Annotated in this window: 14 protein-coding genes and 1 riboswitch; of the genes, 7 read left to right on the top strand and 7 right to left on the bottom strand. The window is 65.6% G+C overall.

What is annotated here, in order from left to right; translation table 11 throughout:
* Nucleotides 1-71 precede the first annotated feature (71 nt).
* Both RHODMAR_RS07365 and RHODMAR_RS07360 read left to right on the top strand, forming a co-directional pair.
* A complete protein-coding gene (locus RHODMAR_RS07365; protein ID WP_008712983.1) occupies nt 72-563 on the top strand; it encodes an inorganic diphosphatase in 492 nt (163 codons plus the stop codon).
* Between the two features lie 63 nt (nt 564-626).
* The gene (locus RHODMAR_RS07360; protein ID WP_008712980.1) at nt 627-1,085 is read left to right on the top strand and encodes a PAS domain-containing protein; all 459 of its coding nucleotides are present in this window, start codon (nt 627-629) and stop codon (nt 1,083-1,085) included.
* A gap of 40 nt (nt 1,086-1,125) precedes the next feature.
* On the opposite strand, the gene RHODMAR_RS07355 is transcribed toward RHODMAR_RS07360, so the two are convergent.
* The 3 genes from RHODMAR_RS07355 to RHODMAR_RS07345 form a co-directional block, all read right to left on the bottom strand.
* Complete coding sequence (locus tag RHODMAR_RS07355; protein ID WP_008712978.1) at nt 1,126-2,202, bottom strand: GGDEF domain-containing protein; 1,077 nt, start codon at nt 2,200-2,202, stop codon at nt 1,126-1,128.
* Nucleotides 2,203-2,278: 76 nt separating this feature from the next.
* Nucleotides 2,279-2,743 (bottom strand): MarR family winged helix-turn-helix transcriptional regulator, encoded by a 465-nt coding sequence (locus RHODMAR_RS07350; RefSeq protein ID WP_008712975.1) that lies wholly within the window; start codon nt 2,741-2,743, stop codon nt 2,279-2,281.
* A 1-nt stretch (nt 2,744) separates the two neighbouring features.
* Nucleotides 2,745-3,572, bottom strand: a complete 828-nt coding sequence (locus RHODMAR_RS07345) for a crotonase/enoyl-CoA hydratase family protein (RefSeq protein WP_008712974.1) — start codon at nt 3,570-3,572, stop codon at nt 2,745-2,747.
* Between the two features lie 119 nt (nt 3,573-3,691).
* On the opposite strand from RHODMAR_RS07345, the gene RHODMAR_RS07340 reads away from it, so the two are divergent.
* Entirely contained in the window at nt 3,692-4,189 is a 498-nt protein-coding gene (locus RHODMAR_RS07340) for a 2-oxo-4-hydroxy-4-carboxy-5-ureidoimidazoline decarboxylase (protein WP_042938327.1), read from the top strand.
* A gap of 63 nt (nt 4,190-4,252) precedes the next feature.
* On the opposite strand, the gene RHODMAR_RS07335 is transcribed toward RHODMAR_RS07340, so the two are convergent.
* Both RHODMAR_RS07335 and RHODMAR_RS07330 read right to left on the bottom strand, forming a co-directional pair.
* On the bottom strand, nt 4,253-4,477 hold the full coding sequence (locus RHODMAR_RS07335; RefSeq protein ID WP_008712972.1) for a DUF6480 family protein: 225 nt from the start codon (nt 4,475-4,477) through the stop codon (nt 4,253-4,255).
* Between the two features lie 28 nt (nt 4,478-4,505).
* Nucleotides 4,506-5,150 carry a TetR/AcrR family transcriptional regulator gene (locus RHODMAR_RS07330; protein ID WP_008712970.1) on the bottom strand — a complete coding sequence of 215 codons (645 nt, stop codon included), beginning with the start codon at nt 5,148-5,150 and terminating at the stop codon, nt 4,506-4,508.
* Nucleotides 5,151-5,202: 52 nt separating this feature from the next.
* On the opposite strand from RHODMAR_RS07330, the gene RHODMAR_RS07325 reads away from it, so the two are divergent.
* From RHODMAR_RS07325 to RHODMAR_RS07315, 3 genes are all read left to right on the top strand, one after another.
* Entirely contained in the window at nt 5,203-6,198 is a 996-nt protein-coding gene (locus RHODMAR_RS07325) for a hypothetical protein (RefSeq protein ID WP_008712968.1), read from the top strand.
* Nucleotides 6,199-6,209: 11 nt separating this feature from the next.
* Nucleotides 6,210-7,169, top strand: coding sequence for an allantoicase (gene alc / locus RHODMAR_RS07320; protein ID WP_008712967.1), 960 nt, complete (start codon nt 6,210-6,212; stop codon nt 7,167-7,169).
* A gap of 132 nt (nt 7,170-7,301) precedes the next feature.
* Entirely contained in the window at nt 7,302-7,775 is a 474-nt protein-coding gene (locus RHODMAR_RS07315) for a YbaK/EbsC family protein (RefSeq protein ID WP_008712964.1), read from the top strand.
* Between the two features lie 48 nt (nt 7,776-7,823).
* On the opposite strand, the gene RHODMAR_RS28960 is transcribed toward RHODMAR_RS07315, so the two are convergent.
* The gene (locus tag RHODMAR_RS28960; protein WP_008712962.1) at nt 7,824-8,327 is read right to left on the bottom strand and encodes a hypothetical protein; all 504 of its coding nucleotides are present in this window, start codon (nt 8,325-8,327) and stop codon (nt 7,824-7,826) included.
* Between the two features lie 149 nt (nt 8,328-8,476).
* Nucleotides 8,477-9,832 (bottom strand): aminotransferase class V-fold PLP-dependent enzyme, encoded by a 1,356-nt coding sequence (locus RHODMAR_RS07305; RefSeq protein WP_042938326.1) that lies wholly within the window; start codon nt 9,830-9,832, stop codon nt 8,477-8,479.
* 54 nt (nt 9,833-9,886) lie between these two features.
* Nucleotides 9,887-10,002: riboswitch (SAM riboswitch) on the bottom strand.
* Between the two features lie 246 nt (nt 10,003-10,248).
* Here RHODMAR_RS07305 and RHODMAR_RS07300 point away from each other — a divergent pair.
* A complete protein-coding gene (locus tag RHODMAR_RS07300) occupies nt 10,249-14,172 on the top strand; it encodes a Pls/PosA family non-ribosomal peptide synthetase (RefSeq protein WP_051047865.1) in 3,924 nt (1,307 codons plus the stop codon).
* Nucleotides 14,173-14,177: the final 5 nt, after the last annotated feature.

Genomic DNA, 14,177 nt, shown 5'->3' with positions numbered 1-14,177 from the left:
GCGCCGCCACCATCGACACATTCGCAACGACTCGAGCCCCTCCGGCTCGACGAAGACAGTGAGGACAGCACGTGCCGTTCGACGTCACCATCGAGATCCCCAAGGGGCAGCGCAACAAGTACGAGGTCGACCACGTCACCGGACGTGTTCGTCTCGACCGCTACCTCTACACCGCGATGGCGTATCCAGCCGACTACGGATTCATCGAGAACACGCTCGGCGAGGACGGCGATCCGCTGGACGCACTGGTGCTGCTGCCCGAGTCCGTCTTTCCCGGCGTCATCGTCGAGGCCCGCCCCGTCGCGATGTTCAAGATGGTCGACGAGGCCGGCGGCGACGACAAGGTCCTGTGCGTTCCCGCAGGCGACACCCGCTGGGATCACATCCAGGATCTGAGCGACGTGTCGACGTTCGAACTCGACGCGATCAAGCATTTCTTCGTCCATTACAAGGATCTCGAACCCAACAAGCACGTCACCGGTGCAGACTGGGTGGGGCGCGCCGAGGCCGAGGCCGAAATCGCCGCGTCGATCAAGCGTTTGGCAGACAATCCGGGTCACTGATCGTTTTCGTTTCACACACCTCGCCGCGGCCGTGCGCCGACGAGACACAGTTTGGGGAGACCTATGACCGACAGCAGTTCCAACGGCACCGCCGGTGACCGGCGCAATCTCGAATCGCGGCCGATCTCGGATCCGACGCAGTTTCCCGATCTGCCGGTGACGGTCGTCCTCGACCGGATTCCCGTGCCGATCCTCGCTGTCGATCCCACCGGTGCAATCGTGTTCGCGAACGAGGCCTTCGACGATCTGTTCGGTCTCGACCGCACCGAACGTGTGGATTTCCACCTGCACGACATCTTTCCCGACCGGGCACCGGAGGGCGTCAACGTCGCCGACATGTTTCTCACGACGGTGGCCACCCGTGCGGATTCCCTGTGGCGGATGACCGACAAGACCGGTGACATCGTTCAGGTGCGCGCCAGCAAGTCGATCCTGCGCCGCACCGAGGACACCATCGTGCTCGTCGCGCTGGAGGATTTCACCGATCAGTTGTGGAACGACCCCAAGAGCGCCTTGCGCTGACAGTTCTCCCCAGGACGAGACAACGGTGTACGCCGGCGAATCATTCGCCTGCATACACCGTTGTTCTGTTTCCGCCCGCGTGCTTCGACTCGTACATTGCGGTATCCGCGTCGAGCAGAACATTGTGCAGCAGGTCCGAGCTGCCACCCGACTCTGCGGCGGTGGACCAGCGGCTGCCGTCGACCAGCGCCACACCGACGCTGACGGTCACCGGCACCTCGTCGAGCGGATCGTGGATCGACTCGCGGATCTCGTCGGCGCACCGGTGCACGGCGGCACTCCCGACCGACATCGCGATGGTGAACTCCTCGCCTCCGGTCCGGGCCACGCAGGGCCGCCGACCCGTGGCAGCATCGAGCCTGCGGGCCGTGCGGCGCAGCACGTCATCGCCCACCGCATGGCCGTACGTGTCGTTGACCAGCTTGAACTGGTCGAGGTCGACCACCATCAAGGCCACCGAGCTCTGCGCATCGAGCGAGGCCATCATGCGTTCGAGCCGAAGTTCCAAGCCGCGTCTGTTGAGCAGGCCCGTCAGTGAATCGGTGTTGGCGAGATCGAGTTGGCGTCGAATCACCGCGCGGAACACGAGAACGGAGTTGACCACCAGAACCGTCACCAGTGCCCGAGCGAGGACCGCCGCCGGATCGTCCGGTTGCTCGAGCAGGGCCAGCAGCGCCAGGACGAGAATGACGGCATTGACGAACGCGGTATGGAATTTGAGCACGTTCCGCCGCGAGAAGTACGCGATGTAAATGCCGATCACCGCGAACAGAGCCGATCCGTACAGAGCGAGATGCCGGTCGGCGAAGGTGAACAGCATCGCCGACACACCGACGTCTGCGTACACCACGAACCATCCGGGCATGTGGGAGGCGTCGACAGAACGGAGCCACCACCAGGCTCCCACCGGGAGAGTCGACAGCAGGACCACCGTGCAGACGGTCACTGCCGCCACTCCCACGGGACCGTCGGAGGACATCATCACGATCAGACCGATCAGACCGAACGAGGGCACCAGAAGGGAAATACCGCGCGCGACCTTACGTTCGAGCCGAACCGAGCCCGGACGAGATCCCGCGTCGACCGACAGTTGCGACGTATAGCGCCCGGTTGGCACCGCATCCCCTCCATCCCCGCTCACTGGGAAGCGACAGTGCGTCTCCACGATCGCCCGGCCATCGACTACGGACTGCTCAGACGTTACCGGCGCGCCGGTCCGGTTGGTCCGTCCTGATGGTTTCGTAATCGGTCAAGAATCGATCCAACAACGCAACCAGCGACGCGCGGTCGTCGAGTTCCCAACCCCCGATCACTCTCCCGAGGGTGTCGGTCCGACGCTGCTGAATCGCCGCGGCCACTTCTCGACCCGACTCCGTCACAGCGAGAACGAAGGCCCTGCCGTCCCTTTTGTCGGGAAGCCGCTCGACGTGCCCCCGTTCGACGAGCTGCGTCACCTGCCTACTGACCGTCGATGGATCCGAGTTCACCATCGCAGCGAGTTCACTCGACCGCATCGGCCCGTCACGCAGCAGCCTGAACAAGCATACGTACGCGGCACCGTCGACACCGTCCGACGACGAGATCTGAGCGATGTTTCGCTCGCGCAAGCGCTGCAGTCGAAGCAACTGGGTGCCCAACTGCTCGGCGAACTCGACCATCTCAGCTACCGGTGAACTGAGCCGGCCGCTTCTCGAACACCGAGGTGACCGCCTCGGTCAGATCATGCGAGGCCAGGAAAGCCGCGTTCCAGGCCGCGACGAAACGCAACGAGTCGTCGACGCCGGAGGATCGGGAATGGTCCAGAACGGTCTTGATGCCCTGCACCACCAGAGGCGGATTCGCGGCAATGGCCGCCGCGCATTCGCGAGCGGCGGCGAGAGCAGCGGCGTGGTCCTCGAACACGTCGTTGACCAGCCCGATCCTCTCGGCGCGAGCTGCGTCGATGTCCTTGCCGGTCAACGCGAGCTCACGCATGTGTCCGTCGCCGATGATCGCCGGCAGTCTGGCCATGGACCCCATGTCGGCGACGATCGCGACCCGAACCTCTCGGACGCTGAACTTCGCGTCGGCACTGGCGTATCGCACGTCGGCGGCGGTGATGAGATCGACGCCACCACCGATGCACCAGCCCTGAACGGCCGCGACGACGGGCTTGCGGCAGTCCGCGACGGCATTGATCGCCTTCTGCATCGTCTTGATGGTGTCGTGGAACGTCGTTCGCGGACCGGCCAAAGCCTGGTCTGCCATGAGCGGACCGAACGTCCCTGCCATCGCTGCCAGGTCGAGTCCGTAAGTGAAGTTCTTGCCGGAGCCGGCGAGCACGACCGCCCGAACCTCGGGGTCGGTGTCGAGCTGCGCGAACAGCTCGGTGCTCTCGCTCCAGAAGTCGGGCCCCATGGCGTTGCCCTTGCCGGGCCCGAGAAGTGTCACTTGCGCGATGTGGTCCGCGATCTCGACAGAGAAGGCTTTCCAGGTACGTTCCGTCATGCCTGCGAGCCTAGCGGGGCCTGCACGGATTGCCGCACCGCATGTTACGGCGCGTAACGTCTGGGCTAAGTCCCTGCTCAGCTCTGGTGCATGTGACAGATCCGGCCCATCATCGATCCATGCTGATGCATCAGGGACTCGGCCTCGAAACATTCAACGACCTGCCACGTCGCAAAGCGGTGCATGCCCTCTACGAGTGCTGCTGCTCGGTGACCTGGGCGTCACGGGTGGCCGACCGCCGCAGCTTCCGCTCCCGTGCCGAACTGTTCTCTGCAGCCGACGCAGAACTGACCGAGTTGTCCGATGGTGACGTGGATACGCTGGCGGCAGCGCTTCCCCAGCCCAGCAAGGTGTGCGCCGCGATGGACTCCGACACGCGAGGGGCATTGGAAACCGCCGCTCGCGCGTACCAGCGGCGGTTCGGCTATCTATACGTCTCGGGTCGGATGTTCGAGCCCGAGGGCTTCGAGCCGCGCGAGATCCTGGTGGATCTGGGTCACCGACTCGACAACCACGATCAGACCGAGCGCAAGGTCATGCGCAACGAGCTGGCGAAGATCAACAACATTCGGTTGGATCGCTTGCTCGGCCCCGAAGGCGGTTGGCCACAGTACTGAGTACTGGCCGGATCAGCGTACTGGCCGGATCAGCGTGCTGGCCGGATCAGCGTGCTGGCCGGATCAGCCGAACAGGCCGACGACACGACCGATCAATCCACCGGCTATCACGATCGCCAGCAATGCCACGAAGCAGATCACGATGATCGGCATCAGCCGGCTTCGCTGCGGCGGCTCGTGGTTCGGGCCGCCTGCCGACGTTTCGGCGGGAGGGGTGTCTCCCGGTGTGACGCCGCCGCCTGCTTCGAGTCCTGCGGTGTCGTTCGGATCCGGATTCTGAGCGTTCATGATGCGCGTTTACCCGGTGCGCCATCCCTCAATCGAGATGTGCTCTAGCTATCGCTCCGGCGAACAGTTCGGCCACCGCGTCGGCGATGACTTGCTCGTCGATATCCTGCGGATCCACCGAATGTTCGACGGCCAATCCGGAGATCAATGCCGCCAGTGACGTCGCGAGGCGTCGGGCATCGAACCTCTCGCCGACGCCCCAGTGGTCTGCGCGTTCGGCGATGAGGCGTTCGAGTTCGCGCCGCAGCGCTCGACGGTCGGTGCGGTAGCGCTCGGCGACAGCCGGATCACGGCCGGCCAGGATTCCGAATTCGACGGTCAACAACGGCCAGCGCGGCTCGGCTACCACCCAGGCCGCGATCTCGCCGCCGCCGGCTCCGGCCGCGGCGGTCGGGTCGAGATCGGAGATGTGGGCCAACACGCGCGCGGCCAGGTCGAGCGATCGCTGAGCCAGCAATTCGGCGAACAGCGCCTGCTTGGACTCGAAGTTGGAGTACACGGCCCCCTTGGTGAAGCCGGCACGATCGGCAATGTCCGTCAGTTTGGCTGCGGCATAGCCGCGTTCGGTGAATTCGTCAGCCGCCGCGGCAAGCAGTCGATCTCGTACGTCGGTGCGCTGGGGTCGTCGCTGCGGCTGTGGCGGCTCCCACTTTTCTTGCTCGGCGGCATTCACGATACCTAGAGTATTCAATACCTCGGGTATCGACAAGGTTCAGGAGTCACCCATGCGCAAGATGTCACTGCTCGCCGTCGCGGTTCTGGTGCTGCAACTCGGCTTCATCCTCAGCTACGTCTCGGCATTTCATCAGCCGACGCCGCACAACATCCCGATCGCGGTGGTGGCCGAAGCCGGACTCCCCGAAGGACTCGACCAGCAGACCGCCGATCGTCTCGACGCCATCGACGGCACTCCGCTCGAGACACGCACCGCCGTCGATACGGCCGAGGTTCGTTCGCTGCTTCGCGATCGAGACATTCTCGGGGCTTACGTGATCGGCGCGAACGGAACCGACACTCTCATCACCGCGAGCGCCGCCGGCAGTTCCGTCGCGACCGCGCTGCAGTCGATCTTCACCGAGGTCGACGCCGCGCAGGGCCGCCAATTCGTTGTTCGCGACGAGATCCCGGTCGGTGTGCACGACAACCGCGGGCTGTCCGGCTTCTACCTCTCGGTCGGCTGGGTGGTCGGCGGCTACCTCCTGGCCGCCGCATTCGGATTGCTGATCGGGGCACCGACATCGCGTCGCGAAACCTGCATGCATGTCGGCATTCTCGCGGTGTATGCGATCCTGTCGGGCGCGCTCGGAGCTTTCCTCACCACGCACGTCCTGGAAACCTTTGCCGGCCATTGGTTTCCACTCACGCTGTTGGGCACCGGCGTGGTCTTCGCTACCGGATTGTTCACCATGGGCCTGCGCGCACTGATCGGCGTCGCCGCCGTGCCCGCTGCGATCGTACTGTTCGTCATCCTGGGGAATCCCAGCGCGGGAGGCGCTTTCGGGTCCGAGGTGCTGCCGTCGCTCTACGCGTCGATCGGTCGGTGGATCACCCCGGGCATCGGCACCGAGGGGGTGCGCAGCATCGTGTACTTCTCCGGCACCGGCGTCGGGCAACCAGCTCTCGGGTTGGCTTTCTACATTGTCGTCGGCGCGGCGCTGTTGGGCGCAGCGGCGCTCGTCCGACGTCGCCACACCGCGAGCGCGTCGCCGCTCAGCCAGTAAAGTGTGGTCCCATGACCGCCAACTTCCCGCTGCCGCTGCCCGATCTCGCCGTCCGCACACTCGGAGGCGCAGTCGTGTGGGCAAACGACGAAACGTTCGCGGAGAAGGAGAATCTCGTCAGTCCGGGCAAAGCCGATTATTCGACGGCAACGTTCGGGCACAAGGGGCAGATCTACGACGGGTGGGAGACGCGTCGACGACGCGAGGCCGGATTCGACGAGGCCATCGTGCGGCTGGGAGCACCCGGCGTCGTTTCCGCGATCGTCGTCGACACCTCGTGGTTCACCGGAAACTATCCACCGGAGATCTCGGTCGAGGCCGCCGAGGTGGACGGTTTTCCGTCCCCGGAGGAACTGCGCACGCAGACCGAATGGACCACCATCGTCCCCCGCAGCCCGGTCAACGGCGACAGTGAGAACAGATTCCAGGTCGCGTCCGACGCGCGGTGGACGCACGTGAAGCTCTCGATCTACCCCGACGGCGGTGTGGCGCGGCTGCGGGTACTCGGCCGTGGCACGCCGGACCCCAAGTTTCTCGCCACGGGGCCGGTCGACCTGGCTGCACTCGAGAACGGTGCCTATGTTTCGGCGTGCTCCAACATGTTCTACAGCTCCCCCAACAATCTGCTGTTCCCCGGTCCCCCGCGGTCGATGGGTGAGGGCTGGGAGACCTCGCGTCGACGCAACGACGCCAACGACTGGGTGCAGGTACAGCTGGCGGGCACCGGTCTCATCCGCCTCGCCGAGCTCGACACCACCTGCTTCCTCGGCAACGCGCCGGGTTCCGCATCGCTTCGCGGACGGCTCGGCGACGGTGAGTGGATCGAGTTGTTGCCGCGCACGACGCTGCAGCCCGACACCCGGCATCGTTTCGTCCTCGACCACGATGCCCCGGTGTCGGAGGTTCGGATGGACATCTATCCCGACGGGGGCATGGCGCGATTGAGACTGTTCGGTGATCTGCAGGAGTGAAGCCTGCGGAATGACCAAACACAACAGGAGTGAAGCCTGCGGAATGACCAAAAACAACACGAGTGAAGCCTGCGGAATGACCGGATGAGCAAGCCTTCTGCGGCGGAGGTCGCGGGGCAATAGGGTTGGGGAATGTCCCGGCTACTTCATCCGAATGCAGCCCATGTTGCCGACACCCTGATTTCTCGCGGCCATCACGGGGTGGTGGTGAACAGTCCCGAGGGAACGCACACCGCTGCCGATGCCGCTGCGGCGCTGGGCGTCGCTGTGGGCGCGATCGTGAAGTCGATGGTGTTCCTGCTGGGCGACGAGCCGGTTCTTCTGCTGGTGTCGGGAGCCCACAACGTTCATCTCGAACACACCGGAGAGCGGCTCGGCGGCACTCTGACGCGCGCCGATCTCGCCACGGCCAAGCATGCCACCGGGCAGCCGATCGGAGGGATCGCCCCGGTCGGTCACCCCACCAATCTGGATACCTTCCTCGACCAGGACCTGGCCGAGTACACCGAGGTGTGGGCTGCTGCGGGTCACACCAACACGATCTTCCGGTCGACATTCACCGAGCTGTTGCGAATCACCGCGGGTTTGGCGATCGACGTCACCTGACCGCTGTCGCGTCCGTCAGGACCTGAGCCCTCAGGACGCGAGCGGCCGTCAGGATGCCAGGGTCGGGGCGATGTGCGGTGCGCCCAGGACCGCATCGACGATGTCGATGTCGAATCGCGTGCCACGCGATCCCAGCAACGGAAGTACCCCGCCGCTCAGGAAGATCGACTGTCTGTCGGCAGAGTCGTGAACCAGCAGCGTCACGCCGTCGGCGACATCGGCCGCGGTGACGTCGGAGATCAGGCTCGCGAGTCCCGATGGGGTGCCGATGTAGCGAATCGAGGCGGGATCGGCCGGTGCATCGAGTGCGGCGAATTCCCGACGGGCCGTCCGAGCATCCGCCGCGATGTGGATCTCGAGGTCGAGAAACACCGCTGTGCTGTCGGCCGATTCACCGCGCTCGACGGCTTCGGCGCGCAACCGCGCCCGCTGCTGCTGAGCTTCGCGTAGGTCGGGGGCCTGGATGCGGACTACATGCGCGTCGGACGCGGCAGTCAGCTCGGTCCGAACGCCGACGAATTCGACGGCGACCCGGGTGTAAGTGTGCGACATGAGTGATCCTGATTCTCGAAGTAGGTTGCATTCGGTCGGAGCGGAGCCGAACTCGAACACGACCCGGACGCAGTGCGGCACAGATCCACATACCTGTTGCACCAGTGGCGGTTGCCCGACCACGCGACACTCACGGTCATGACGCCATGCTAACCGTCTGCGAGGGTGCAGGGGGATCCAACCCCAGCAGCGCTGGGCCCACTCACCCCGTCCACCCGTCCGACCAGTTCGGGGAACGGCCGGGGGTCGGGCACCGGATTCCACCAGCCGGCATCCTCGGCGTAATTCCAGCTCGGTCCGGACTCGACCAAGGTGGCCAGAGCGTCGATCAGTCGGTCCACATCGGCCGACGAGCTGCCGAGACCGATACTGGCTCGAACCGCTCCGGCCGCGTGACCCAGCCTGGCCAGCAGCGGATGAGCGCAGAACTTTCCGTCTCTGACGCCGATACCGTGCTCGGCAGACAGGTACGCGGCGACCTCACCGGGGTCGCGTCCGGCCACGGTGAAGGTGACGATGCCGACGCGCTCGGGTGCGTCGGCCCACACGTGCAGCTGCTCGATCCCGTGGAGTGCGGCCAGGCCCTCGCACAGCCGGGACGACAGTTCCTTCTCGTGTGCCTGTAGTGCGGCGTCGTCGAATCCGGCAATCGCCTCGCACGCCGCGGCGAGGGCGGCGACCCCCAGCACGTTGGGAGTGCCCGCCTCGTGCCGTTGCGGCGCCGGAGCCCAGTCGGTGCAGCCGATACTCACAGTGCGCACCGCACCGCCGCCGGCCAGGTGTGGTTGTCCGAGATCGAGCCAATCACGCTTTCCCACAAGCACTCCCGCGCCGAACGGGGCGTACAGCTTGTGTCCGGAGAACGCCAGGTAGTCCACATCGAGTGCGGCGATGTCGACGCGCCGATGCGGAACCAGCTGGGCACCGTCCACCGCGATTCGGGCACCGTGTCGATGCGCCAGAGCCGCAAGTTCCGCAATGGGCAGAACTTCACCGGTGACGTTCGAAGCGCCCGTGACAGCCAGCAGTGCAGCCGGTTTCGTCGTCAACTCTTCATCGAGTCGCGTGATGGTCTCGGCCAGTGTCGACGCGGCCACCACCACTCGGCGATCACGCCACGGAAGAAGGTTGGCGTGGTGCTCGATATCGAGGACAACCGTATCGCCCGGCACGCATGCGGCCAGCAGATTGAGCGAGTCGGTGGTGTTCCGGGTGAACACCACAACCGAATCCGTCTGCGCACCAACAAAATCGGCAACCGTCACCCGAGCCTTCTCGTACGCCGCCGTCGAGACCCGGGACGCGTAGCCGGCACCGCGATGCACGCTCGAGTAGAACGGCAGCAGTTCCGAAATTCGGTCGGTCACCGCAGTCAAGGCCGGCGCGCTGGCCGCACAGTCGAAATTGGCGTACGCGCAGGTGCCGCCCTGCACCAGGGGTACCTGCAACTCCGTGCCCGAAACAGGGGCAAAAGGAGCGCAGGGGCGGGAAAGTACAGATGTCATGACAGATCAAGCCCTCACGTTCGAGGGACCCGCGACCGAAGCAGTTGGTGAACGAGTCCGCGCTTGCCGCGCCGGTTCTCCGGCTACAGCCTGGTCGTCACCCGGAGCACCCCACCGCGGAGGAGGGTTGCCGACCAGCGAGCCGGGGCTTGATGCTGGTACTCGTGACCGTGGAGACGACACTTGCAAACTCGCTGCAGCTTTGTCAAGCCCGACCTCGAAGATATTCGCTAGTAGGATTCCCGCAGTGCGACAGAGAGTCCGTTCACCTTCCGGCAAACCGAACGTGAGATAACCAACGACGCTGCGGATCCTGTGACGCAGCTGTACAAGCGCTCCACTGCCCCACGAACACGAAGGACACCTGGTTTTCTGTGCACGAATCCGATGGTCATTCCGCAACCCCAGAACTCGAGATCACGGCCGCTCCTGCCCTTCCAGGTCATTCCGCAGGCTCCACTCCCGCCCAGTACCTTCGCTCCTCGCTCGCCGCCCCGGCCCGGACACTCATCGACGTTCTCCGCGCAACCGCCGACCGCTTTCCCGACGCCCCTGCCATCGACGACGGTGCCGTATCGGTCAGCTACTCCGAGTTGTCGGACGACATCGCCGAGGGCGCGCAGTGGCTCGCCGATGCCGGGGTCAGGCGCGGCGACCGCGTCGGTATCCGCATGCCGTCCGGTTCCTTCTCGCTCTACGTCGCCATTCTGTCCATTCTTGCGGTCGGTGCCGCGTACGTTCCGGTCGACGCTGACGATCCCGAAGAGCGCGCGGAACTGGTCTTCGGCGAGGCGAAGGTCACGGCCATCGTCACCGCGGGCGGCATCGCGGCCGGTACCGCTCCCAAGCAGGAACTTGCCGAGTACGACGCCGGTCCACCCACCCCCGAGGACGACGCGTGGGTCATCTTCACCTCGGGCTCCACCGGCACGCCCAAGGGCGTCGCGGTCAGTCATCGCAATGCGGCGGCGTTCGTCGACGCCGAGGCGCGCATGTTTCTGCAGCAGGATCCGCTCGGGCCGGGCGACCGAGTGCTCGCGGGCCTGTCGGTTGCGTTCGACGCCTCGTGCGAGGAGATGTGGTTGGCGTGGCGGCACGGTGCGTGCTTGGTGCCCGCGCCTCGGTCGCTGGTGCGATCCGGCTTCGATCTCGGACCATGGCTGGTCTCCCGCGACATCAGTGTCGTCTCGACGGTGCCCACGCTGGCATCGCTGTGGCCCGCGGTGGCTCTGGAAGCGGTGCGGCTGCTCATCTTCGGCGGCGAAGCATGCCCGCCGGAGCTGGCCGAGCGGCTCGCTGTGGAAGGTCGCGAGGTCTGGAACACTTACGGCCCCACCGAGGCCACGGTCGTCGCATGCGCAGCGATCATGGACGGCACCGGCCCGGTCCGGATCGGTCTGCCGCTGGACGGCTGGGACCTGGCGGTGGTCGATACTTCGGGCACTCCGGTCCAGGTCGGCGAGGTCGGCGAGTTGGTCATCGGCGGCGTCGGACTCGCGCGGTATCTCGATCCCGCCAAGGACGCCGAAAAGTACGCGCCGATGCCCTCTCTCGGGTGGGAGCGGGCATACCGCAGCGGCGATCTGGTCAAGCTCGAACTCGAAGGGCTGCTGTTCCAGGGCCGCGCCGACGACCAGGTCAAGCTGGGCGGTCGGCGCATCGAGCTCGGCGAGATAGACAATGCGCTGCAAGCACTTCCGGGTGTCAGTGGTGCGGCTGCGGCCATTCGGAAGACCGGTGCCGGCAACTCGGTTCTGGTCGGCTATCTCGCCAGCACCGATCCCGATTTCGATCTCGAGGCCGCTCGCGTGTTGCTGGCGCAGCAACTGCCGTCGGCGCTGGTGCCCCGACTGGCGTTGGTCGAGGAGATGCCTACGCGTACTTCGGGAAAGGTCGACCGCAATGCCCTTCCGTGGCCCCTGCCCGGTTCGGCCGGGGCCTCGTCGCTCGGCGGGACGGCGGGATGGGTGGCCGAACTGTGGGCCAACATCCTCGGTGCGCAGGTCACCGACGAGAACGCCGATTTCTTCGCCAACGGGGGTGGTTCGCTCTCGGCCGCGCAGTTGGTGACGGCACTACGCGAGCGGTTCCCCGAGGTGACCGTCGCGCAGCTGTACGACCATCCACGATTGGGTTCGCTGGCGCGGTACCTCGACGATTTGAAGCCGGTCGTCGAAGCAATTCCGCGCGACGTGGCCCCCACCTCGCGCACCGCGCAATGGGCGCAGATTCTGGCGACGGTTCCGTTGACCACCTTGACCGGTCTGCAGTGGGTCACCTGGCTCGGTTTGCTGTTCAACGTCATGTCGTGGTTCGGCGACGTGTCCTGGGCTCCGACGCTGTCGTGGTGGTGGATTCTCGTCGCGTTCGTCTTGTTCATCACTCCGGTCGGACGGATGGCGATCTCGGTGATCGGATCTCGCATCCTCTTGGCTGGATTGCAACCCGGTGCGTACAAGCGCGGCGGGAGCATGCACATAAGACTCTGGGCGGCAACCAGATTGACCGATGCCAGCGGTGCGTCGAACCTCTCCGGTGCGCCGTGGATGGTCTACTACGCGCGCGCCCTCGGCTCGAAGATCGGCAAGGGCGTCGACCTCCACACGATGCCGCCGGTGACCGGCATGCTCGAATTGGGCGACGGCTGTTCCATCGAGCCCGAGGTGGATCTGTCCGGGCACTGGATCGACGGAGATCTCGTCTACATCGGCGGCATCGAGATCGGTGCCGGTGCCACCGTGGGCGCACGCTCGACCCTGCTGCCCGGCACCAAAGTCGGCAAGAACTCGGTCGTCACCGCCGGGTCGGCCGTCGTCGGACGAGTCAAAGCCGGGCAGATGTGGTCCGGTTCGCCGGCCCAGAAGGTCGGCAAGGCCGATCACCCGTGGCCCGCCGAAGCACCGCCGCGCGCCACCCGATGGGTGTTCGCATACGGCGTCGCGTCGCTGTTCCTGTCCGGCATGGCACTGTTCTCCATCGGCGTCAGCCTGGTACTGATGGGTTGGTGGATCCACACCGCCGACTCGGTGCTCGACGCCTTCGACCGCGGCCTGGTGATGTTGCCCGTCGCCACGCTGGTCTCACTGGCTGTGTTCGCACTGATCACCGTCGTCGCGGTGCGGTTGCTCAGCATCGGACTCGTCGGCGGCTACCACCCGGTGCGCAGCCGAATCGGTTGGCAGGTCTGGGCCACCGAACGGCTGATGGACTCGGCCCGCACGTTCCTGTTTCCGCTCTACGCCTCGCTGCTGACGCCCCATTGGCTGCGGCTCCTGGGCGCGAAGATCGGCAAGGATGTCGAGGCGTCGACGGTACTGATGATCCCCAAGTTCACCACGGTCGCCGACGGTGCCTTCCTGGCCGACGACACCATGGTCGCCAGCTACGAACTCGGCGGTGGCTGGATGCATCTGGGCGACGCCAAAGTGGGCAAGCGGGCGTTCCTCGGCAACTCCGGAATGACCGGACCCGGGCGAACCGTACCGAAGAACGGTCTCGTCGCTGTGCTGTCCGCGACGCCGGACAAGGCCAAGTCCGGCTCCTCCTGGCTCGGCAGCCCGCCGGTGCGATTGCGCCGGGCCGCCGGTAGCGCGGACTCGTCACGCACGTTCGATCCGCCGACGAAATTGAAGGTCGCTCGGTCGCTCGTCGAGACGTGCCGGTTGATTCCCGTCGTCGTCACGTTCGGCATCGGGCTCGCAGTGTTGTTCGGTCTCACCGCCTTGGCCGACTCCGTCGGGTACTGGCTGGCGGCGTTGCTCAGCGGAGTCGTGTTGCTCATCGCCGGTTTCGTGGCTGCGGCAGTGTCTGCAGCGGCGAAGTGGCTGTGGGTGGGCCGAATCGGCAAGACCGACCATCCGCTGTGGAGTTCGTTCGTGTGGCGCAACGAGGTGGCCGACACGTTCGTCGAGACCGTCGCCGCGCCCTGGTTCGCGCGCGCTGCCGAGGGCACCGCCGTGTTGAACATGTGGTTGCGGTGGCTCGGCGCGGACATCGGCCGAGGTGTGTGGTGTGAAACCTATTGGCTTCCGGAGGCAGATCTGGTGACGTTGGCCGACGGTGCGACGGTCAACCGAGGGTGCGTTGTGCAGACACACCTGTTCCATGATCGGATCATGTCCATGGACACTGTCGATCTCGGCGAAGGCGCAACCCTCGGGCCGCACTGTGTCGCATTGCCTGCATCGGGTATAGGTGACGGTGCGACCGTAGGGCCTGCTTCCCTGGTGATGCGCGGCGATACGGTTCCCGCGCATACTCGTTGGCAGGGCAATCCGATCGCGCCGTGGGCCAAGGGCGATCCCTTTCCGCGAATTCGCGACGACCGAAGCGAGGGGTGATCTTC

Origin of the sequence: Rhodococcus sp. AW25M09 (assembly GCF_000333955.1) — a bacterium.
Lineage (GTDB): Bacteria > Actinomycetota > Actinomycetes > Mycobacteriales > Mycobacteriaceae > Rhodococcoides.
Note: the sequence above shows the minus strand (reverse complement) of the source record. Positions and strands in the feature narration are given on the sequence as shown.